Here is a 20,870-nt window from a genome sequence, read left to right as displayed (position 1 = left end):
ACAAGCGTAGCGTTGGGATTGCCCGACCATACATACTCGGTATCGCAGTAGCGCTGCTCCATCTCCGCAGCAGTGGGACGCTTTGGAGCGTGGTTGTGGGTGCTGGACGTGTCCGTCCCCGTTAGGCCCTTACGATCGGGTTGGTGAGGCTGCCGACCCCGGGGATCTCGATCTCGATGGTATCGCCCGGAACCATGGGGGCGGTGCCGGCCGGGGAACCGGTGGTGATGACATCGCCCGGCAGCAACGTGTAGGACTGCGAAATCTCCGCGAGAATGCCGCCCATCTTGACGATCATCTGGTCAGTGTTCGAGTCCTGCTTCTGCTCGCGCTTGCCCTCGTGGGTCAGATACGCATTAATCTTCTGATCCTCTAGGTCAATGCAGTCTAGATCCGTCTCGATCCACGGTCCCAGCGGGCAGAAGGTGTCGATGCCCTTGGCACGGGCCCACTGCCCGTCCTTAAACTGCAGGTCACGGGAGGAAACGTCGTTGCAGATGGTGTAGCCCGCAACGTGATCGCGCCAGTTCGCCGGATCGATATTCTTCGACACCTTGGAGATCACCACGGCGAGCTCGCCCTCGAACTCAACGTTGGTGGCGAACTCCGGAATTTTGATGGGCGCGCCCGGGCCCACCACGGCCGTCGACGGCTTGATGAAGATAGTCGGCGGCAGGTGCTCGGCGGACTCCTTGAATACCTCGGCCACATGGTCGGCGTAATTACGCCCCAAGGCGACCACCTTGGTGGGCAAAGTCGGAGCCAAGAGGCGAACCTGGCTCAGCGGCCACTCGCGGCCGGTGGGCTCTGGCGGGGTAAACGGAGTACCGGCGATCTCCTTGGCCACCAGCTGGTCCAGCGGGGCGTCGGCGGGGCCATCGATGATGGCGAAACAGATTCCTTCAGTGTGGGCAATTCGTCCTAAACGCATAACGGACATCCTACTCGTGAGGTTTCTTCACACGCGAGCCAGCCCGCACTGTGAAGGCTGCTAATTCCCCGCGGCTTTGCGGGCGACTTCGCCAGCTAACCAGCGAGCGCGGCGACGATCCGGTCCCCAACCTCGACGGTGCGCACTGTGTCCTCACCACGGGCGGCCACATCCTGCGCTACTGCCCCTTCCACGCGCGCCGCGTTCTCCTCGTCTCCCAGGTGGCGAAGCAGCATGGCCGCGGACAGAATCGCGGCGGTCGGGTCTGCTATGCCCTTGCCCGCAATATCCGGCGCGGAACCGTGCACGGGTTCAAACATGGAGGGATTCGCGCCCGAGGCATCAATATTTCCCGAAGCAGCCAACCCAATACCGCCGGTGACGGCGCCGGCTAAGTCAGTGAGAATATCGCCGAAGAGGTTGTCGGTCACGATGACGTCGTAGCGCCCCGGATCCGTGACCATATAGATGGTGGCGGCATCAATGTGGTTGTAGTCCACCGTGACCTCGGGGTAGTCCTTCGCCACCTCGTCGACAGTGCGCTGCCACAACCCACCGGCGTTGACTAGGACGTTGGTCTTGTGCACGAGCGTGACGTGCTTGCGGCGCCCCATGGCGCGCTCGAATGCGTCGCGCACCACGCGCTCTACGCCATAGCGGGTGTTCTGGGAGACCTCGGAGGCTACCTCATGCTCCGTTCCTTCCCGCAGCGTTCCGCCGTTGCCACAGTAAAGCCCCTCGGTGCCCTCGCGCACCACGACGAAATCGATGTCCCCCGGGTTCGCCAGCGGCGAGGTGGTCGTGGGATACAGCTTGGAGGGGCGCAGGTTGACGTGATGGTCCAGGGCGAAGCGCATCTTCAGCAACAGGCCGCGCTCCAATACCCCGGGCGGTACCTTTCCCGGGGCGCCGATAGCACCGAGCAGGATGGCGTCGTGCTCGCGCAGGGAGGCCAGGTCCTCCGCGGTGAGCAGCTCTCCGTTGCGCAGGTAGCGCCGCGCCCCCAGGTCGTAATCGGTGACCTCAATATCCGCGCGTACGGCGCGCAGAACCTTGAGCGCCTCCGCGGTGACCTCCGGTCCGATACCGTCGCCGCCAATCACTGCAAGTTTCATATTGTGGAATCCCCCTCTCACATATTGGATACTTGCGAGCGTACCAGCTAGGCCGCGGCAGATCAGCAACTCTGAGAACTCTGCGCACCAACGCAGCAGCCGGAAAGACTACTTAAGCGTCGAGATCGAGCTGGTAGCAGCTCGCACCCAGCGCGGCGTTGATGTCCTCGATGAGCTCCTCCGGCACCTTGCGTTCCACGCGCAGGATAAGGACAGCGTCATCGACCTTCTTGCCCTGGGTCAGTGCTGCAGCAACAATGTTGATGCCGGCCGAGCCCAGCTTCGTACCCACCGTGCCCAGTGCACCCGGGGCGTCCTTGTAGGAGAAGAAGAGGTTACGGCCCGTCGCGCGCATGTCTACGCCGCGGCCGTTGATGCGGATAAACTTCTCCACGCCGTCGATACCAATCAACGCACCCGTTAGCTGCGACACCTCGCCGCCCGAGCCGATAATCTTTACCACGACGGAAGAGCGGTGCCCCTTGGACTCCACGTTGGTTTTCACATCAACGCTCACTCCCCGGCTTTCCGCAATCTGCATGGCATTGACGAAGGTGACGGACTCAGACACCACCCCGGAGAACAGACCGCGGACGGCAGACAGACCCAAGGCGGAGACGTCCTCGGTGGCGAGCTCACCGCAGGCCTCCACCTCCACCGCCACTGGCGCCGATCCCAGCAGGCCGCCGGCAACCAGGCCCAGTTTGCGGGTAAGGTTCAACCAGCCGGCGACCTCCTCGCCCACCTTGCCGCCTTCCACATTGACGGCATCCGCCACAAACTCGCCGGCTAGGGCCTTGAGTACGGAGGCCGCAACGTCCGTTCCGGCGCGGTCTTGGGCCTCCACGGTGGAAGCGCCTAGGTGCGGGGACACGGTGACCTGCGGGAGCTCGAAAAGCGGGGAATCCGTGCAGGGTTCGGTGGCGTAGACGTCGAAGCCCGCGCCGCGGTGGTGCCCCGCCTTGATGGACTCCGCCAGAGCTTGCTCATCCACGAGTCCGCCGCGCGCGGCGTTGATGATGATCTGCCCCTGCTTGGCCTTGGCCAGCAGCTCGGCATCAAACATGCCGGCAGTCTCCGGAGTCTTGGGCAGGTGAATAGTCACGAAGTCCGAGCGCATCATGAGCTCATCCAAGCTCACCAGCTCCACACCCAGTGCGCCCGCGCGGGCTGGGTTGGCGTAGGGATCGTGCGCGATCACCGTCGTTTCAAAGGCCTGGAGGCGCTGGGCGAAGAGCTGGCCAATGTGCCCAAAACCGACGATGCCAATGGTCTTGCCAAAGATCTCCACTCCCTTGAAGGCGGAACGCTTCCACTCGCCCTGCCGCAGCGACTGATCTGCCGCCGGGACCTGGCGCGCGGTGGCGAGGAGCAGGGCGATAGCCTGCTCGCAGGCCGAGTGAATATTCGAGGTCGGCGCGTTGACCACCATGACGCCCCGCTCGGTGGCGGCCGGGATGTCCACGTTGTCCAGCCCCACGCCGGCCCGGCCAACAACCTTGAGCTTTTGAGCCGCGGCGAACACGTCGGAGTCGACAGTCGTGGCAGAACGCACGAGCAGCGCATCCGCCTTTGGAACCGCCGCCAACAGCTCCGCGCGGTTCGGGCCGTCTACCCAGCGGACCTCGACGGATTCTCCCAGGGCGGTGACGGTGGATTCGGCGAGCTTATCTGCAATGAGGACGACCGGCTTCGACATAGATTCCTTCAGTTGAGGGATGAATAGGATGCCGTGAAGTGTAGTTTATTCTTTCCAGCCTCGAGCGATTTTATGCGTAAAATCTGTCACCGAACCAAATTCTGGGCCCAGCGCCACGATCGGCCCCTTCGCCAGACCCGCAGTCATCGCCGCACCTACCTTGGTGGCCGACGGATCCGGATCCGGCATGACCATCACCGTAGCTCCGTACGCGTTGGCGTTGGCCACATTGGCCAACGGACTGTTCGCCGTCGCCACCATCACGGGAGCCATCTGGGCGTCGCGCCGAGCTTGGGCCGGGATCGCCGGCATCTTCTCCTTGCTCAGGTGCTGTTCAAGAGGCTCCCACGCCGCCTTCAATTCGGTGTGGGCATTGGCGTCGAGGTGCGCAATGTTGTCCACCATGCGGGAGGGATCCTTGACCACCTTGGAGGTGAACCGGAAGGCCGTGTACTCACCCAGCGCCTTCGTGTTGCCGGGGTCCTGCACCACCTCCCACTCCCCGGAGTGGCTAGCCCACGGCACGTTGCCTACCACGACGATTTGTCTGACGCCCAGGTCAGTGGCCAGTTCCGCAATGTCCGTGCGGATGTCATCGCTGTAGGTCACCATTGGCACGCGTTGGGCCACGCTGAGCGACGCCGCCCTGAGCGACGCCGCGTCCGAATCCGCCGCAATAATCAGCGTGTTGGACTCCTGGAACAACAGCCTGGCGCTTTCCATGCCCGTCGTGTCGTCGAAGACGGCCACCATGTGATCGAATCTGGGATCGATCAGCCGCAGGCGGTTCTCCTCGCTCGCGCGATCGAGATCAATGTCGGCGTCGGGGACGTCCGTAATCTCCTGCGTGACCAGCGGCTCGCCGCGCCCGTACGTGGAACAACCGCTCAGCGCTCCCCCGCCCACGGCCAGCGCCGCGAGCAGGGCTAGAAATGGGCTACCGCGCAAATGCCTGCGGCCCCTCTTCACCACCGGACAGGTTGGCCTCATCAACATCGCGCACCACTGCCTTATCGAGCGCGTATTCCACCATGCCCACGAAACGCTCGCGGCGGTCCGCGAAGAACTGGTACGCGGTCTTGGAGGTCAGCAGCTCCGGGTCAAGGTCGTGCGACGCGAGAACGCTGTCGAACTCTGCGTCCTCCATGATGGACTTAGACTGCACGCGCGGCAGGTAGCGCTCCGGCGAGTGCCCGTCCAGCACGACCTCGGTGCGCTTGCCCATCGGGGTGCGGTTGAGCACGGAGTTGGCCAAGACGGGGCTCACGCCATGGCGCTGGCACCAGCCCAGCGGGAAGATGGGGAAAAAGCCCGGCTGCAGATCAGTAAACGTACGGCGGTTGAAGGGCTGGCCGGTGCGCCAATCCTTCGCGCCGCGGGACATGAGCAAGGCGTAGAGGCCGTGCCACACGCCGTCGTTTTCGCCGACGGAGAGCAGGCGGGACTCGCGGAAGGACGCGTCACGTACCGTCTTCGGCACCTCTTCGGTCTCACCCGCGACCCACGGGGTGACCTCGTCCACGTCGCGGCCGGCGCGCAGGCGAACCGCCGCGGAGCCGTACAGCTCACCGAATACGCCGCTCCAGAACCACTGGTTGAGACGGTTCCACGCATCCTGCTTGGATAGCACGCCGCTGCGCTTGGCCAGGCGAGCCAGGATGACCGCCAGCGGGATAATCTGCTCGCTGTAGGGCACCTGCGCGAGCGACAGGATGCAGCGCTCAGCCAGGAACTCCGCGACCTCCTTGAAGGTGATAACCAGGGTCTGAGATGCCTCACGGTATTCCGCCAGGGACAGCTGCAGGATGTCCTCACGCTGTCCGCCGGCGTTGCCCTTCTCGCTGGACACCAGCAGTGAGACGGCGGACAGGAACTCGTTGCGGCCAATGCCGTCGAGCGCCGGGGAAACGCGCAGCTGCTTCTCCGCGGCTGCCCAGTCATCCGCCAAGTGGAAGTCCGGGTCCTCCGACGCGAACACGGCGGTGAGCAGATCGAAGACGTCCATCTGCAAGCCCGCGGAATTAACCTGCGCGAAGATGGAACCGATACCGGAACGGGCCGTTTCGCGCGACAGGCGGATCATCGGCACGGTGTAGCCGGACAGCGGGCGCAGGATGCGGTTGTTGAAGGCGGCCACGGCATCGCGGTACGCCCCGTCGTTGGCGGCGGCAAGCTCGAAGATCATGCTCGTGCCCTCTTCGCTCAACAGGGCCGACACCGGGATGCAGCATTCGTTGACTGCGGTCTCACGGCTGGTGATGGCGCCCTCGATATCCGGTGCAAAGTGGGAGCGCAGGTCACCGTGCTGGTTGACGGCGAAGACTGCCTCGTCCGGCATGATGTCCTCGGACGCGGCCTTGCGCAGGTCCACGTAGTACTTACGAGAGACCTTCTTGGAGCGGAAGTCGGTGGTGTCCACGTAACCATCCCCGCGGAAGCAGTGATACAGCGTGGTCAGGCGCTGCTGTCCATCCAGCAACAGCAGGCCCGGGTTTACACCGGTATCGGGCGCGCCGGCCAGCGCGCGGGGGCGGAAGCGCATGGCTTCGTTGCGGGTGTCCAGGGCCATGAAGGCACCGACGGGATAGCCGCGCAGGACAGTAACGAGGAGAGAACGAATACGATCCTCATCCCACGCGTAGGCGCGCTGAAAATCCGGGAGCTGGATATCACCGCGGTCAATGCGGGCGAAGAGGTCGTTGAGGTCATAGCTTGGCGTTGTGAAACCCATGCTTCTGAGACTACCCGTCGATGTGAGAATATGCCCGTTTGTGTGCGTATATCACTAATCTGCATCGCCCCTTCCCCACGCCTTCCCGCCCACCCATAGGAAAAGTCCCCCTCACCGGAATCTAATCCAGTGAGAAGGACTTTCAGTGAAACCGTGACGCAGCTCGTTTAAGCAGTGGCGTCCAGCGGGTTCTTGACCCAGCTCATCAGGTCACGCAGCTGGGTACCGGTCTGCTCGATCGGGTGGTTGTTCACCTTCGCGCGCAGGTCCTCCAGCTCCTTGTTGCCACCCTCCACGTTGGCAACGAGGCGCTTGACAAAGGTGCCGTCCTGGATGTCACCCAGGACGTCCTTCATGCGCTCCTTCACCGAGTCATCGATGATGCGCGGGCCGGAGAGGTAGCCGCCGAACTCTGCGGTGTCAGAACAGGAGTAGTTCATGTTCTGGATACCGCCCTCAACGATGAGGTCAACGATGAGCTTCATCTCGTGGCAGACCTCGAAGTAGGCCATCTCCGGCTCGTAGCCGGCCTCGGTGAGGACCTCAAAGCCCTTCATGATGAGGAACTCCACGCCACCGCACAGGACGGCCTGCTCACCGAACAGGTCGGTCTCGGTCTCATCTTTGAAGGTGGTGGGGATAACGCCGGCACGCGCGCCACCGATAGCGGCGGCGTAAGACAGAGTCAGCTCGCGACCTTCGCCCTGCGGGTCCTGCTCGGTCGCGATGAGGCACGGAACGCCCTTGCCGTCGACGAACTGGCGGCGGACCAAGTGGCCCGGACCCTTGGGGGCAATCATGCCGACGGTGATGTTGTCCGCCGGCTTGATCAGGCCGAAGTGGATGTTGAGGCCGTGGCCAAAAAAGAGGGCGTTGCCCGCTTCCAGATTCGGCTCGATGTCCTGGCTAAAGATGTCCGCCTGGGAGGTATCCGGCGCCAGGACCATGATGACGTCGGCCTCCTTGGCAGCGTCTGCAGTAGACAGGACCTTAAAGCCGGCTTCCTCCGCCTTCTGGCGGGACTTGGAACCCTCACGCAGACCGATGACCACCTCAACGCCGGAATCACGCAGGTTCATCGCGTGAGCGTGCCCCTGGGATCCGTAGCCGATGATGGCCACCTTACGGCCCTGGATGATGGACAGGTCGGCGTCGGAATCATAGAGAGTTTCAATAGCCATGATGCTCAATCCTTACTCTGGTGTGCGAATGTGCTGACTCCGTTGTATCACAATATGGGACACTGTGCCCATAATATGAGATATTTATTCCGACAGTGCGAACGCCTGCGGACCGCGCTCCAGTGCTACGTGGCCGGACTGCACCAGCTCGCGGATACCGAAGGGCTCCAAGATATCGAGTAGCGCCCGCAGCTTCGACGGCGTACCGGTGGCCTCGATAACCACGGACTCCGGGGCCACGTCCACGACGTGAGCGCGGAAAAGCTTGGCGGCCTCGACCACCTGCGTGCGGTTGGCATTGTTCGCCGTGACCTTAATCAGCACGATGGCGCGCGCGATGGTGTGCTCCTGCTCGAGCTCCACCACCTTGAGCACCGGGACCAGCTTGTTGAGCTGCTTGGCCACCTGCTCCGCCAAGGCATCGGTCGAATCCAACACGATGGTCAGGCGGTTAATCCCCTCGGTCTCCGTGTGCGCAGAGACCAGGGACACCAGGTTGTAGCCGCGACGGGTGAACATACCGGTGACGCGGGAGATGATGCCTTCGATGTCCTGGACCAGGACCGACAGGGTGTGGCGGGAGATATCGTCTTTAGCCATTGTTCTCGGCCTCCTCGAGAGTGTCGTCGATGTCGGCCGGTGTCTCGGCCGCGGACTCGTCGTCGTCGAATAGCGGGCGCAGGCCCTTCGCGTACTGAATCTCCTCGTTGGAGGAGCCACCGGAAATCATCGGCCACACCTGGGCGTCCTGCCCCACGATAAAGTCAATGACCACCGGGCGGTCGTTGATCTCCCGCGCGCGCTTAATCGCCGGGATGATTTCCTCTTCCTTCGTCACGCGAATTGCCTCGCAGCCCAGCGCCTCGCTGAGCTGGACAAAGTCAGGAATGTACTCGTCGCGCTCGCGCAGCTTGGTGTTGGAGTAGTTCTGGTCGTAGAACAGCGTCTGCCACTGGCGGACCATGCCCAGGTTGCCGTTGTTGATCACAGCCACCTTGACCGGCAGACCCTCCACGGCAGCGGTGGTCAGCTCCTGATTCGTCATCTGGAAGCAGCCATCGCCATCGATAGCCCAGACTTCCTTATCCGGGCACGCAGCCTTGGCTCCGAGGGCAGCCGGCACGGCGTAGCCCATGGTTCCCGCGCCGCCGGAGTTGACCCAGGTACGGGGGTGCTCGAAGTCAAGGAACTGGGCGGACCACATCTGGTGCTGACCCACGCCGGCGCAGTAGATTGCCTCCGGACCCACCTGGGCGCTGAGCTCCTCCAGGACGTGCTGCGGGTTGAGCAGGCCATCCGAGGTGCTCTCGTAGCCGCGCGGGAAACGCTTCTGCAGATCGCGCAGGTAGTCCATCCACTCCGCAATGTCCGGTGCAGACTTACCGCGGTAGGCCTCCGTGAGCTGCGCCAGGACCTCGCGGGCATCGCCCACGATCCCCACTGCGGCCTCGCGGATCTTGCCCAACTCCGCCGGATCGATGTCAGCGTGAATAACTTCGGCCTCCGGGGCGAAGGTAGAGGTATCACCGGTCACGCGGTCGTCGAAGCGAGCGCCGATGGCAATAATGAGGTCCGAGCGCTGCAGGCCCGCCACGGCGGGCACGGTGCCGTGCATGCCGGCCATACCCAGGTGCTGCGGGTGGGACTCCGGGAAAGCGCCGAGCGCCATCAGGGTGGTAGTCACCGGGATGCCGGTCAGCTCCGCAAATTCGATCAGCTCGCGGGTAGCGCCGGCCTTGACCACACCGCCGCCAATGTAGAGAATCGGCCGCTCGGCGCGGGCGATGAGCTCCACCGCCTTGGCGATCTCGCTCGACTCCGGCGTCGTCACCGGGTTGTAGCCCGGCAGGGGCATCTCAGAAATTCCAGTGTAGTCCATGTGGGCGTTCTGCACGTCCTTCGGGATGTCCACGAGGACCGGGCCGGGACGACCGCTGGAGGCCAGGTGGAACGCGGCAGCAATCGCCGCCGGGATGTCATTGACGTCCTTAACCATGAAGCTGTGCTTGGTGATCGGCATGGCCACGCCGCGAATATCGGCCTCCTGGAAGGCATCGGTACCCAGCAGCGAGGTGCCCACCTGACCGGTGATGGCCACGACCGGAGTGGAGTCCAGGTTGGCGTTGGCCAGCGGGGTGACCAGGTTGGTTGCACCCGGGCCGGAGGTGGCGATCATGACGCCGACCTTGCCGCTGGCCTGGGCATAGCCCTCGGCAGCGTGGCCGGCACCCTGCTCATGGCGTGTCAGTACGTGTCGCAGAGTCGTGGATTCAGACAGAGCATCGTAGAACGGAAGGATGGCACCTCCGGGAATACCGAAGGCAACTTCGGTGCCAAGGTCTTCAAGGGTACGGACAATTGCCTGTGCGCCCGTAATTCGTTCGGGTTTCTGCGTTGGCGGTGTGGAAGCTGCCACGATAGGTGTACTCCTTACTGAAGTGTTATTCGGAGAAATTGATGAAAAAGCAAAGCCCCCGTCTCACCTTCTATAGGGAAGGCGGCGAGGGCGCTTGCTTGTCGACGTCACCTAGTGAGCCACTACGGCACGCGCCGCGTTGATACCACAGGAAGAAGTCGAATATTCATCATGTGACAAACTATACACCTATAGGTGGCCCTTGCATAACTAAAACCAGATTTTTGAGATTTAAATCCCAAGTTATGAAACATTATGAGGCGCGGCATCAACGGGGCATGTCGCCACCGCGTCGCACTGTCAATTACGATGGCCTGTTATGACGTCCTCACACCCGCAGAAAGCGTCCCAGCCCTCAGGCCGTTCCACGGCCGAGGTTTTCAAGCCCACGCGCGAGCACCTCCTGGGCATCGGACTACTAGCCGCCATCGCCTTCTTAAGCATCGGCTGGGCGCCGAAATACCTGGCCTGGGTACTTATCTTCCCAGCGCTCGCCATCTGGTGGGTGCTGCGCGCGCGGACCGTCGTGAGCGAGAAGGGCATCGACATCACCTACGGTTTCCGCGGCCCCGTACACATCGGGTGGGACACCTTCCGGGGAATCGGGTTCCAGCGCTCCCGCGCCTTCGCCCGCACCGCTGCGGGCAAGACCCTCAACCTGCCCGGCGTGACTTTTAATTCACTCCCACGCTTGGCACAGGCCTCTCGGGGTCGCATCCCCGATGCTCTCACCGCCGGCCGCGACGCCGCCGACGACAAGGTGGTCATCATCCACCGCGACGGCCAGCAAGTCCTCCTCTCCCAAGAGGAATACGCCTCCTACCTCAAAGCCCACCCCGAACTGAAGGATTAATCATGTATCCCCTGCGCTCCAAAGTCACTACCGTCGGCCGCCAGGCGTCTGGCGCCCGCGCCCTCTGGCGCGCCACCGGCACCAAGGAGAACGACTTTGGCAAGCCAATTGTTGCCATCGCCAACTCGTATACCCAGTTCGTACCCGGCCACGTCCACCTCAAAAACGTCGGCGATATCGTGACCGCCGCCGTGCGGGAGGCCGGCGGCGTGCCCAAGGAGTTCAACACCATTGCTGTCGATGACGGCATTGCCATGGGTCACAGCGGCATGCTCTACTCTCTGCCTTCGCGCGAGATCATCTCCGATTCCATCGAGTACATGGTCAACGCCCATACTGCCGACGCCCTGGTGTGTATCTCTAACTGCGACAAGATCACCCCGGGCATGCTCAATGCCGCGCTGCGCCTCAATATCCCCACTATCTTCGTCTCGGGCGGCCCGATGGAGGCCGGCAAGGCCGTCGTCGTCGATGGCGTCGCCCATGCTCCGACGGATCTGATTACGGCCATTACGGCCTCAGCTAGCGAGGATGTCTCTGATGCCGGCCTGGCCCAGGTGGAGGAATCCGCCTGCCCCACGTGCGGCTCCTGCTCCGGCATGTTCACCGCCAACTCCATGAACTGCCTCACCGAGGCCCTGGGCCTCGCCCTTCCCGGCAACGGTACGACCCTGGCAACCCACGCCTTCCGCCGCCGCCTCTTCGAGGACGCCGGGCGCACCATCGTCGAGATGTGCCAGCGCTACTACGGCGAGGAGGACGACGGCGTCCTGCCGCGGGCAATCGCCACGAAGGAGGCCTTCACCAACGCCATGGCGCTGGATATGGCCATGGGTGGCTCCACCAACACCATCCTTCACACGCTGGCTGCGGCCCAAGAGGGCGAGGTGGACTTCACGCTGGAAGACATCAACGAGATCTCCTACCGCGTGCCGTGTCTGTCCAAGGTGGCTCCCAACGGCACGTACCACATCGAGGACGTGCACCGCGCCGGCGGCATCCCCGCCATCCTGGGAGAGCTGCGCCGCGCCGGACACCTCAACCTCAAGGTGCACTCCGCCCTCTACGACAACGTGGAGGAATGGCTCGATGACTGGGACATTCGCGGCGAGTCCCCCACCGAGGCCGCCCTCGAGCTCTTCCACGCTGCCCCGGGTGGCGTGCGCACCACCGAGCCGTTCTCCCAGTCCAACCGCTGGGACGAGCTTGACACCGACGCCGTCAACGGCTGCATTCACGATGCCGAGCACGCCTTCACCGCCGACGGCGGCCTAGTGGTCCTACGCGGCAACCTGGCTCCGAACGGCGCCATCGTCAAGGCGGCCGGCGTGGACGAGGAGCTGTGGACGTTTACCGGCCCCGCCCGCGTGGTGGAATCCCAGGAGGAGGCCGTGTCCATCATCCTCAAGAAGGAAGTCCAGGCCGGCGACGTCATCGTTATCCGCTACGAGGGCCCGTCCGGCGGCCCGGGCATGCAGGAGATGCTGCACCCGACGTCCTTCCTGAAAGGCTCCGGCCTAGGCAAGGCCTGCGCCTTGATTACAGACGGCCGCTTCTCCGGCGGCACCTCCGGCCTGTCTATCGGGCACATCTCCCCCGAAGCTGCCCACGGCGGCCTCATCGGCCTCGTGGAAGACGGCGACCCCATCACCATCAACATCCGCGAGCGCCAACTCACCCTCGATGTGGACGAGGACGTCCTGGAGCGACGTCGCGCCGCCGAGGAACAGCGCGAGCGCCCCTGGGCTCCGAAGGACCGCAACCGGCCGGTCACCAAGGCGCTGCGTGCCTACGCCGCCATGGCGACCTCCGCAGATCGGGGTGCGGTGCGCGTGGTCGACGGCCTCGTCCGGTAGGCCATCCAGGCCGTGATGAGTGGCACGGCCACCCAGGCCAGGGAGGAGCGCCAGCGGAAGATGGCCTCCGCCGGCGCCCACAAGCCCTCCGGCGCCGCCGCGGACGAGACCAGGCACCACGCAGCCAGCGCAAAAAGCCAGGTACGGGCAGGACTGCCGGGGATCACCACCGTGGCGATCAACGGCAGCAGCCATATGCAGTAATAGCCTTGCATGAGTCCGGTGGACATAAGCACGCCGGCAAACAGCACGCCCAGTGAGCAATACACCCACACCACCGGTTGCTCGCGCCTATAGCGCCACAGCGCCACCAGAGCAATGGCCACCACGACGAGGAGTGCCACAATCGCAGCGTTAATAACGCCTTCTGACCAGCCCAGCTGGCGGCCCACGCCCTCAATCGAGCCGTTGTCATAGTCGCGCGCCTGGCCCAGGTACGGCACGAGGCGCTCAAAGTAGTCCTGCGGCCGCGCCATGGTCAGCCACCCGGCGGAGAAAACCACCACCATGAATACGCCGGCCACGATGAGCACGGTAAGCTGCCCGGCCAGCAGCGAGACCACGGCCAGTGCTAAAAATTGCGGCTTGATGGTCATCGCCACGCCCAGGATCACGCCTGCGGCAACCGCCTCCCAGGACTTGAGCCCCGCCCGCCAGCCGCGCGCCAGCAGCTTGACGGTGAGCAGCGCGAACAGCACTTCCAAGAGGAAGAGGAAGCCGTTGATGTTGGTCAGGCTCAGCGTGCTCTGCACCGGTTCATCGAAAGCGCAGGCCGCAATGACCAACACGGCGAAAATTTGGCCGCGATAACGCGCCGCGACCGAGGCGGCCAACAGCCACAGCGCAGCGAAGATCGAGGCCGCGCCCAGCCACATCATGATGGTGCGGGCAACGTCCCGGCCGGGCAGCCAACCAATGGGACCCAGCAAAAACGTCGCCCCCGGCGAGTACAGATAGTGCGGGTCTAGCGTGGAGTAGTCCTCGTCATAGACCGGACGGCCATGGACGTATTTCTCCACTGCGTACCAAATGGGGTCGAAATCGGAGCCGCTGGTCCCAGCCGGGGACCACACCACGGCCCCGAAAGCCATGAAACCGGCAACGAGGTACAGCAACCGGGTTGCCGGGCCCCGCCAGTCCGGGTCAGGCGCCGGCGGGAGCAGGTTCTTCAACAGGTTCATTGCTAGGTAGCGTACCACCGAACATTTGACGCTCCAGCTCGTCGCTCAGCATTGCCGCGTACTTGTTCGTCAGGTGTGAGGAATCGCGATACGCCAGCACATTGCCGATGACACCGGGGCAGCGCTCCGACCCGCACATCGCGTGCGTGAGGTCCATGTGGGTCACGTCCAAACCGGCCAGTACGCCCGGCGCTGGGTTTTCTGCTTGCAGTGAATCCTCGCGCGCCGTGCCGCAATCGAGCAGCGGATCTCCCGGGATGAATCCCCCGGCCGCCACGCAATCGCGCACGTTTAAGGGGCCAGCTGCGTTATGCGGCCAGGGAACATCGCGCAAGCCCCACACCGGCATGCCAGCGTTGTTGAGGCGCTCGACCACTCCGCGCAGGCCCACTGGGGTCTGCTCCGGGCCCAAACTACCTGGGGCCGGCTGCGTGGAAATGAGGAAGACCCCGTCCGTGGAGGGATTCTCTTCCATGTGTTTAAGCGCCGCCTCGGTCCAGGTAGCGCACTCGGGGTAGTCCACGCCATCGGAGCGCTTCGGCTCGCCGCCCGGGAAGCACCCCATCTTCAGCAGCGGGATAATGCGGATTCCTTGGTCCTCGCCCACGATGTCCAGCGCGGGCAGCATGTGATCGGCATGCGAATTGCCAAACAGGTACATCGTGCGCGGGGAATCCACGTCACCGTAGGCGCACGGCGTGGAGTCCGCATTCTGGTCGTGCGTCAGGATGGGTTCCTCGTCGTCGAACAAGGCCGTGCAGCCATCGTCGTGTGAGGCCGGGTAGAAGGACTCGATGGGGTTAAGCACATTCGGCACCGGATCCTGGGGCGAGGCGCTGACCCCGCGCAGGAGCGCATCCGGTCCCGGGTACTCGTTGGTGGCAGTCGCACTAGCACTCGGGCTGGATTCCGTCACCGCCGAGGGCTGTGCCCAGGCAGCCATTCCCACGGTTCCCACCGTCAGCACTGCCACGCCTGCCGACGCCGCCAGCTCCTTGCCCATTAGCCGCCCCGGAACCCAGGAGCGCTCCGCGGGCTTGGCCTTTTGCCGGGTGGGCGTTTCGATGAAGCGCAGCGTGAGCCACGCCAGCACCAGGGAGACAACGATGACGCCGATGCCTGCCACGACCCCGCGAGTAGTGCCGGCGGCGGCCAGGATTCCCTTGCCATCACGGTTGGACTCTCCCCCGCTCAGCAGGTAGGTCACGAGCACCAGCAGCGGCCAGTGCCACAGGTAGAGGCTATAGGAGATACGGCCTAAGAACTGGAATGGCGAGGTTGTCAGCATGCGGCCCATGAGAGACGAGGGACCGACGGTAATGATCAGTGCGGCACCTGCCAGCGGCATGAGAGTGGCCGGGCCCGGGAACTGCTGCGCGCCGTCCATGACCACGCCCGTGGCCAAGATGAGGACAAGGCCGATGAGGCTCCAATCTGTGCGACTGCGCCCGTCCCCGGCGGCGCCCGCCATGCGCTGAGTGCCGGGTTGCGTCAGCCACAGCCCCAGCAGGCCGCCCAGTCCGATCTCCCAGAAGCGGCTCAGCGGCGAGTAGTAGTTCGTGCCCTGGTCGACGCCATGCAGGTAGATCGCATACACAAAACTTGCCGCGGTAGCCAAGCCGAGCATCCAGTGCGCCGCGCGGCGACCTGCGGCCTCCCCCTTCTCGCGGCCGACGCTCCGGAACGCGGCGGCGAAAAGAAAGATGACGAACAGGGAGCCGATGTAGATCTGCAACTGGGCCGACATGGACCACAGATGCTGGTAGGTGCTCACGTCTTGGCCGATGGCGGCGTAGTCCTGCCCGGCGGCCGCCAGGGCAAAATTTTGGATATAGGCCAGAGAGCTCAGCGCCTCGCGGCCCTCCCTGCCCCACCGTGTCGGCGGAAAGACCAGCAGCGCCAGCACCAGCGTGACAGCAACTGTCACTACCAGGGCCGGGAAGAGCCGGCGCAGCATGCGGATGATCGCCTGGACCGGAGTAAGTCCCTGGGGGTTGAAGGCATTGCGGATCTGCGGCCCGAAGAAGAAAACACCGCCGATAAGGAGAAAAACATCCACGCCCGCCGAGACCTTGCCAACGAAGACGTGAAAGACCACGACCAGCGCGATGGCCAAGCCTCGCAGCCCGTCAATGTCCGTGCGATAGGTGGATGATTTCGGCATAGCCCCTAAATCCTAGGACATATGCTCGGAAATTCCTTCATCGGACGCACCTCCGAAGTGGTGGTTTTAGTCCCCCGCCAACTCCTTAAGCGCCGCCAGGTGCCCGCCGAAGGCCGCTTTGCCAGACTCCGTAAGCGCCACCCACACCGAATCCTTGGCTCGGCTGGTGCCGTACTGGCGGAAGCGCGTGACGTACCCAGCGGATTCGAGGGCGCCCAGCTGCTTGGACAGGGTGGCGTCGGAAAGCTCTGTGCGGTCACGCAGCACGGCGAACTTCATCTCGCGGTTTACCTCCCCGCCCTGCGTGGCTCCAAACGCAGTGAGCGTGGCACAAATTTTGAAGCGGTTGAGCGGGTGGATGACCGGATCAAGTTCATTCATCGCGGCATCCTATCCAGCGCGCCCGTGTGCAGCGTCCAGAAGGCCGCCGCGGCACAGAGGACACCTGCAATGCACGAGGCTACGAGGTGACCTTCAACGAAGGGCCCGAAGAGCGCCGGTAAGAACAAAAACCCTAAACCTGCGTAGTAGCGCCGCGTAACGCTACGGGAAGCATGAGGATCCACCTTCTGACGCATCGAATCCCGAACCCCTGTGCGATAAAAGAAAGCTAGCCCCACCAGTAGACCGAGAATAAGCAGAAGCCCACCTACAAGGACGAGCGGGTGGACATCAACCTTGATCCACATATAGGCAAACCACGCACCATATGCCCCCGCCACCATCAGGTTCGCCCACACGGGCGGCCGCTTGGCCGCGGCTTTGTGTTGCCGCTCCTCAAATGCGAGCGCTTCCTGTATATCCTGATTTTGCACGACTAAGGCTCCTTTTCCACGGCTCGGATCACCATGTTTTCCTTTGCGGAAACCAACTTACTTTACAAGATGGAAAACAACAAGGCTTGACCTATACCTGCAGGTGTGGGGAGCTATTTAGCGCATGGGAAGCTCTGAAACGAGGTTTAGCTCAGCGGGTTGACCCCTGCGCCAAACCACCAGACGGCAACAAGAGCTGCGATGCCAATGACAACAAAGACCCAGGATGTGGCCAGCGGGCGGCGAGTCCACGAACGGTTGAAGTCTAGGGAGATAAAGCCCGGGCCGGTAAACTGCAGGGCCACAGCAATAACAAAGAGCACGAGGCCAAGCCAGACAGACTCGTCCCACGCAAACACGTCAAACCCAGCGCCGGAGGCGTACAGGCCGTGGATAGCCGCGAAGCCAGTGACAATAAGGCCAAACATCGCGGCCAGCGGGGTCACCAGGCCCAGCAGCAAGAAGGCACCGGCAATCAGCTGGACGGTAGGCACACCGATAGCCAGGGCGGAGGCCATGGTGTAGTCACCAAACTCGTTCTCCAAACCGGACAGGCCTTCGTTGCCGCCGAGCTTGAAGAAGGTCGACGCACCGGCCACCAGCAAGTAGGCACTCAGCGCCAGGCGCACGAACAGCAGGCCGAAGTCGATGGTGCCGCGGCGCGCCGGCTGCACCTCGGCGCGGGTAGTCCCGCGCTCCTCCACCTCATCGTCCTCGTCGATCGCCACGGCCGCGGGCTCCACCTCGGCCGGCTCCGCGCTCGGGAAGGCGGTGGTCTCCAGAGACTCCTTGTCCGCGACGGCGGAAGACTTTGCCGTCGATGGGCTTTCAAAGGCGCGGGTCTCGGTAGAGTCTGCGGCATCCACACGCTCCGTGGACTCCGTAGACTCCGCGGACCCCACAGTGTCTACCTCCGGCTCTAGGGCGGGCGCCGGTTCGGCCGGCTTCGGCTTAATCACCTTCGGCTCGGCACGGCCAGCACGCTGGAAAAGGCGGCTCTTCTTGGGCTTTTCCTCCACCGCGTCAGCACTGGTGGCATCGTCAACGTCCTGGCTGGACACCTTTACAGAGTTGGACGTCTTTTCAGAATTCTTTACAGCATCCTTCGCAGAGGTAGCACTGCCATCGTAGGTCGGGAGATCATCGTCAAGGTCGGTGGCTTTGTCGGGCACGTTCTTATCGCTCATACCTACAACTTAAGGCAGTTCAGCGCCGATTTTGTGCATCCGCATCGGCGCGGCGAGCCGGAAAGGCGTACCATCACCATTGTTGACACGTATACAAACGGAGGGATGGAGCACGCCATGAGCACACACGACGATGACTGGGCCGGCGACGCCCACAATGCCTCCGATGACGGAGAGTTTGTCCGCGATACCACCTACATCCAAGATCGCTTCTCCCAGGACGACACCACGCAGTGGCCGATGGAGGCAGGCCGCTACCGGCTGATTGCCGCCCGCGCTTGTCCGTGGGCGCACCGCGCCGTGATCACCCGCCGCCTCATGGGCCTAGAAGACACGATCTCCTTGGGACTGGCCGGGCCGACCCACGACGTCCGCTCCTGGCGCTTCGACCTCGACGCCGGCGGGGTAGATCCGGTGCTCGGCATCCCGCGCCTGCAGGAGGCCTACCTCAACCGCTTCCCCGACTACTCCCGCGGTATTACGGTGCCCGCTATTGTCGACGTCCCCTCCACCCAGGTAGTCACGAACGACTACAACCTCTTGGTCAGGGACTTCATCACCGAGTGGACGCCCTACCACCGCGACGGCGCCCCCAACCTCTACCCCGCCGAACACGCGGCGGAGATCGACGAGGTCAACGATTACCTCTTCCACGCCATCAACAACGGCGTGTACCGCTGCGGCTTCGCCGCATCCCAGGACGCCTACGAGGAAGCCTACGGCGAGCTGTGGGAGGCCCTGGACTGGGTGGAGGACCGACTAGGACGCCGGCGCTACATGGTGGGCGAACACATCACCGAGACAGACATCCGCCTCTACGCCACGCTCATCCGTTTCGATCCCGTCTACTACTCCCACTTCAAGTGCTCCCGGCACAAGACCTCCGAGCTGCCCAATATCCGCGGCTACCTCCAGGAGCTCTTCCAACTCCCCGGCTTCGGGGACACCACGGACTTTACGGAGAGCAAGCAGCACTATTTCATGGTGCACCGCGAGATCAATCCCACCGGCATTGTCCCCGTCGGCCCCGATATGTCCTGGCTGGCCCTACCGCACGATCGCTCCCGCTTCGGCGGCTCCCCCTTTGCCGCAGGCACGACGCTGCCGGGCCCCATCCCGGAGGGCGAAGAGGTCAAGAACGTTGTGCCAGCATTGAGCGCCCAGCAGCAAGGACGTCCGCAGTAAGGCTGGCTAGTATTTCCGATTCCAGGCGCCAGCGCTGCCAGTAGAGGTCGATGTCGAGCGGGAAATCGTCGAGAAGCACTAGCTCCCCGGCGTCCAGCAAAGGCTGCGCCTGCAGCCGCGGCACCAGCCCCCAGCCCAGCCCGTAGCGCACCGCGTCCACGTAGGACTCCGAGGAGGGAATCTGCGAGACCTTGGCGCGCAGCACCCTAGAGTCGATGAAGCGCTCCCGCATGGCGTCATCCAGGGTGGCGTCGTTGGGGCCAAAGCCCACAAGCGGCAGCGTTTCCCAGTCCTCGAACTCCGCCGCTAGGTGCGGCGCGGCCACCGCAAAGTAGCGCGTAGTTCCCACATAAGTGGACTCACAGCCGGAGACCGGAGCGTGCTCGCGGGTGACCGCCCCCAACACGTCGCCGCGCCGCAGCATGGCAAGGGTGCGCGCCTCGTCCTCGACGCGGATGCGCAGTGCCGCCTCCCCGCGCTCAGCGGTGGATTTGATCACGGGCTGGAACCACGTGGCCAGCGAATCGGAGTTGACCGCCAGGGTCAGGGGCACGCGGGAAAGCCGCGCGGTGAGGCGTGCGTCCGCCTCCGCCTGCACCAGCGCCATGCGTCGCGCCGCCTGGGCCACGATCTCCCCGGCCTCCGTTACGGTCACAGGGTTTCCGCGCCGCAGGAGGATGCGGCCGGTGGACACCTCCAGCGCCTTGATGCGTTGGCTGACCGCAGATGGGGTGATTCCCAACACAGTGGCTGCGGCCTCGAAGGAGCCCTCATCCACGATGGCCAGCAGAGTTTCAGTATGCAGCGGGTTCATGAAGCTGTTTTAACCCAACTGTAGAACCGTTAACTGGACTTCATAGCGCTGAAACCGCACACTTGTGGACATGTCCGTAGTTTCTGTTCTCCTCGCGGGATTCTCCCTGGGCCTATCCCTCATCATCGCGATCGGCCCCCAGAACGCCTACATCATCAAGATGGGCATCAAGCGCGATCACGTCGGCCCCATCCTGCTGGCGTGCCTGCTTTCCGACGTCATACTGATCAACGCCGGCACCGCCGGCGTCGGCTTCTTGGTGGAGCGCTTCCCCACCGTACTCGTGGTCATCAAGTATCTAGGCGCGGCCTACCTGCTCTACTTCGGCTTCACGTGCTTCCGCGACGCCTTCAAGAAGGAGCAGGAAGCTCTCGTGGTCCACGAGAAGTCCCCCACGTCGAGCACCCCCGCCCCCGGTGGGACCGTGCTCACCCGCACCAAGTCCCGCACCTGGGTCAAGCCCGTCCTCACCGCCCTGGCCCTGACCTGGCTCAACCCCTTGGCCTACGTGGACGCGCTGGTCATGCTGGGCGGCATTGCCAACCACTACGGGGACCAGCGCTGGGTCTTCGCCGCCGGCGCCATTGCTGCGAGCGCCGTCTGGTTCCCGGCCCTCGGCTTCGGCGCCTACAAGCTCTCGCGCGTGCTGGCCAAGCCGACGACGTGGCGCGTGGTCAACGTCGTCATCGGCTGCGTCATGCTCGCGCTGACGGCCAACCTGCTGCTGCATTAGCCAATTGGG

General features: G+C 63.7%; 18 protein-coding genes. 4 read left to right on the top strand and 14 right to left on the bottom strand.

The window, feature by feature from the left end; genetic code table 11:
• Positions 1-121 precede the first annotated feature (121 nt).
• The 8 genes from ACKFR8_RS02020 to ACKFR8_RS01985 form a co-directional block, all read right to left on the bottom strand.
• Positions 122-931 (bottom strand): fumarylacetoacetate hydrolase family protein, encoded by an 810-nt coding sequence (locus ACKFR8_RS02020; RefSeq protein ID WP_408930460.1) that lies wholly within the window; start codon positions 929-931, stop codon positions 122-124.
• Between the two features lie 95 nt (positions 932-1,026).
• Positions 1,027-2,046: a 3-isopropylmalate dehydrogenase gene (locus ACKFR8_RS02015; protein WP_408930459.1), complete on the bottom strand. Its 1,020-nt coding sequence runs from the start codon at positions 2,044-2,046 to the stop codon at positions 1,027-1,029.
• Between the two features lie 112 nt (positions 2,047-2,158).
• Positions 2,159-3,745 (bottom strand): phosphoglycerate dehydrogenase, encoded by a 1,587-nt coding sequence (gene serA, locus ACKFR8_RS02010; protein ID WP_408930458.1) that lies wholly within the window; start codon positions 3,743-3,745, stop codon positions 2,159-2,161.
• Positions 3,746-3,790: 45 nt separating this feature from the next.
• Positions 3,791-4,693 (bottom strand): hypothetical protein, encoded by a 903-nt coding sequence (locus tag ACKFR8_RS02005; RefSeq protein ID WP_408930457.1) that lies wholly within the window; start codon positions 4,691-4,693, stop codon positions 3,791-3,793.
• Positions 4,683-6,476 carry a GmrSD restriction endonuclease domain-containing protein gene (locus ACKFR8_RS02000; RefSeq protein ID WP_296132619.1) on the bottom strand — a complete coding sequence of 598 codons (1,794 nt, stop codon included), beginning with the start codon at positions 6,474-6,476 and terminating at the stop codon, positions 4,683-4,685. The genes ACKFR8_RS02005 and ACKFR8_RS02000 overlap by 11 nt, the downstream gene beginning before the upstream one ends.
• Positions 6,477-6,643: 167 nt before the next feature.
• Positions 6,644-7,657 (bottom strand): ketol-acid reductoisomerase, encoded by a 1,014-nt coding sequence (gene ilvC, locus ACKFR8_RS01995; RefSeq protein ID WP_408930456.1) that lies wholly within the window; start codon positions 7,655-7,657, stop codon positions 6,644-6,646.
• 84 nt (positions 7,658-7,741) lie between these two features.
• The gene (gene ilvN, locus ACKFR8_RS01990) at positions 7,742-8,257 is read right to left on the bottom strand and encodes an acetolactate synthase small subunit (RefSeq protein ID WP_296132625.1); all 516 of its coding nucleotides are present in this window, start codon (positions 8,255-8,257) and stop codon (positions 7,742-7,744) included.
• Positions 8,250-10,073, bottom strand: coding sequence for an acetolactate synthase large subunit (locus ACKFR8_RS01985; protein WP_296132629.1), 1,824 nt, complete (start codon positions 10,071-10,073; stop codon positions 8,250-8,252). The genes ilvN and ACKFR8_RS01985 overlap by 8 nt, the downstream gene beginning before the upstream one ends.
• A gap of 319 nt (positions 10,074-10,392) precedes the next feature.
• Between ACKFR8_RS01985 and ACKFR8_RS01980 the strand changes: the two genes are divergently transcribed.
• Together ACKFR8_RS01980 and ilvD are read left to right on the top strand one after the other, a co-directional pair.
• Positions 10,393-10,926 (top strand): PH domain-containing protein, encoded by a 534-nt coding sequence (locus ACKFR8_RS01980; protein WP_296132632.1) that lies wholly within the window; start codon positions 10,393-10,395, stop codon positions 10,924-10,926.
• Positions 10,927-10,928: 2 nt separating this feature from the next.
• Positions 10,929-12,782: a dihydroxy-acid dehydratase gene (gene ilvD, locus ACKFR8_RS01975; protein ID WP_408930455.1), complete on the top strand. Its 1,854-nt coding sequence runs from the start codon at positions 10,929-10,931 to the stop codon at positions 12,780-12,782.
• Here the strand turns inward: ilvD and ACKFR8_RS01970 are convergent.
• The 5 genes from ACKFR8_RS01970 to ACKFR8_RS01950 all read right to left on the bottom strand — a co-directional run bounded on the left by ACKFR8_RS01970 (position 12,716) and on the right by ACKFR8_RS01950 (position 18,129).
• On the bottom strand, positions 12,716-13,963 hold the full coding sequence (locus ACKFR8_RS01970; RefSeq protein WP_296132638.1) for a glycosyltransferase family 87 protein: 1,248 nt from the start codon (positions 13,961-13,963) through the stop codon (positions 12,716-12,718). The two genes, ilvD and ACKFR8_RS01970, sit on opposite strands and share 67 nt — an antisense overlap.
• Complete coding sequence (locus ACKFR8_RS01965) at positions 13,926-16,127, bottom strand: acyltransferase family protein (RefSeq protein ID WP_408930454.1); 2,202 nt, start codon at positions 16,125-16,127, stop codon at positions 13,926-13,928. Before ACKFR8_RS01965 ends, ACKFR8_RS01970 begins: the two co-directional genes overlap by 38 nt.
• A 66-nt stretch (positions 16,128-16,193) precedes the next feature.
• Positions 16,194-16,508, bottom strand: coding sequence for a transcriptional regulator (locus ACKFR8_RS01960; RefSeq protein ID WP_408930453.1), 315 nt, complete (start codon positions 16,506-16,508; stop codon positions 16,194-16,196).
• Complete coding sequence (locus ACKFR8_RS01955) at positions 16,505-16,942, bottom strand: hypothetical protein (RefSeq protein WP_296132645.1); 438 nt, start codon at positions 16,940-16,942, stop codon at positions 16,505-16,507. The genes ACKFR8_RS01960 and ACKFR8_RS01955 overlap by 4 nt, the downstream gene beginning before the upstream one ends.
• A 146-nt stretch (positions 16,943-17,088) precedes the next feature.
• Positions 17,089-18,129 (bottom strand): DoxX family protein, encoded by a 1,041-nt coding sequence (locus tag ACKFR8_RS01950; protein WP_408930452.1) that lies wholly within the window; start codon positions 18,127-18,129, stop codon positions 17,089-17,091.
• A gap of 117 nt (positions 18,130-18,246) precedes the next feature.
• Here ACKFR8_RS01950 and ACKFR8_RS01945 point away from each other — a divergent pair, with 117 nt between their 5' ends.
• Positions 18,247-19,314, top strand: a complete 1,068-nt coding sequence (locus tag ACKFR8_RS01945) for a glutathione S-transferase family protein (protein WP_408930451.1) — start codon at positions 18,247-18,249, stop codon at positions 19,312-19,314.
• Here ACKFR8_RS01945 and ACKFR8_RS01940 read toward each other — a convergent pair.
• The gene (locus tag ACKFR8_RS01940) at positions 19,262-20,128 is read right to left on the bottom strand and encodes a LysR family transcriptional regulator ArgP (RefSeq protein ID WP_408930450.1); all 867 of its coding nucleotides are present in this window, start codon (positions 20,126-20,128) and stop codon (positions 19,262-19,264) included. The genes ACKFR8_RS01945 and ACKFR8_RS01940 overlap by 53 nt on opposite strands.
• Before the next feature lie 70 nt (positions 20,129-20,198).
• Between ACKFR8_RS01940 and ACKFR8_RS01935 the strand changes: the two genes are divergently transcribed.
• Positions 20,199-20,861 (top strand): LysE/ArgO family amino acid transporter, encoded by a 663-nt coding sequence (locus tag ACKFR8_RS01935; protein WP_408930449.1) that lies wholly within the window; start codon positions 20,199-20,201, stop codon positions 20,859-20,861.
• Positions 20,862-20,870 lie beyond the last annotated feature (9 nt).

Origin of the sequence: Corynebacterium axilliensis (assembly GCF_046097495.1) — a bacterium.
Lineage (GTDB): Bacteria > Actinomycetota > Actinomycetes > Mycobacteriales > Mycobacteriaceae > Corynebacterium.
Note: the sequence above shows the minus strand (reverse complement) of the source record. Positions and strands in the feature narration are given on the sequence as shown.

What these genes read in the sequence shown, in the direction of transcription:
- ACKFR8_RS01935 (WP_408930449.1), top strand. Translation starts at nt 20,199, where the DNA reads ATGTCCGTAGTTTCTGTTCTCCTCGCGGGATTCTCCCTGGGCCTATCC.
- ACKFR8_RS02015 (WP_408930459.1), bottom strand. Translation starts at nt 2,046, where the DNA reads ATGAAACTTGCAGTGATTGGCGGCGACGGTATCGGACCGGAGGTCACC.
- ACKFR8_RS01945 (WP_408930451.1), top strand. Translation starts at nt 18,247, where the DNA reads ATGAGCACACACGACGATGACTGGGCCGGCGACGCCCACAATGCCTCC.
- serA (WP_408930458.1), bottom strand. Translation starts at nt 3,745, where the DNA reads ATGTCGAAGCCGGTCGTCCTCATTGCAGATAAGCTCGCCGAATCCACC.
- ACKFR8_RS02000 (WP_296132619.1), bottom strand. Translation starts at nt 6,476, where the DNA reads ATGGGTTTCACAACGCCAAGCTATGACCTCAACGACCTCTTCGCCCGC.
- ilvN (WP_296132625.1), bottom strand. Translation starts at nt 8,257, where the DNA reads ATGGCTAAAGACGATATCTCCCGCCACACCCTGTCGGTCCTGGTCCAG.
- ACKFR8_RS02020 (WP_408930460.1), bottom strand. Translation starts at nt 931, where the DNA reads ATGCGTTTAGGACGAATTGCCCACACTGAAGGAATCTGTTTCGCCATC.
- ACKFR8_RS01960 (WP_408930453.1), bottom strand. Translation starts at nt 16,508, where the DNA reads ATGAATGAACTTGATCCGGTCATCCACCCGCTCAACCGCTTCAAAATT.
- ACKFR8_RS01940 (WP_408930450.1), bottom strand. Translation starts at nt 20,128, where the DNA reads ATGAACCCGCTGCATACTGAAACTCTGCTGGCCATCGTGGATGAGGGC.
- ACKFR8_RS01950 (WP_408930452.1), bottom strand. Translation starts at nt 18,129, where the DNA reads ATGAGCGATAAGAACGTGCCCGACAAAGCCACCGACCTTGACGATGAT.
- ACKFR8_RS01965 (WP_408930454.1), bottom strand. Translation starts at nt 16,127, where the DNA reads ATGCCGAAATCATCCACCTATCGCACGGACATTGACGGGCTGCGAGGC.
- ilvC (WP_408930456.1), bottom strand. Translation starts at nt 7,657, where the DNA reads ATGGCTATTGAAACTCTCTATGATTCCGACGCCGACCTGTCCATCATC.
- ACKFR8_RS01970 (WP_296132638.1), bottom strand. Translation starts at nt 13,963, where the DNA reads ATGAACCTGTTGAAGAACCTGCTCCCGCCGGCGCCTGACCCGGACTGG.
- ACKFR8_RS01980 (WP_296132632.1), top strand. Translation starts at nt 10,393, where the DNA reads ATGACGTCCTCACACCCGCAGAAAGCGTCCCAGCCCTCAGGCCGTTCC.
- ilvD (WP_408930455.1), top strand. Translation starts at nt 10,929, where the DNA reads ATGTATCCCCTGCGCTCCAAAGTCACTACCGTCGGCCGCCAGGCGTCT.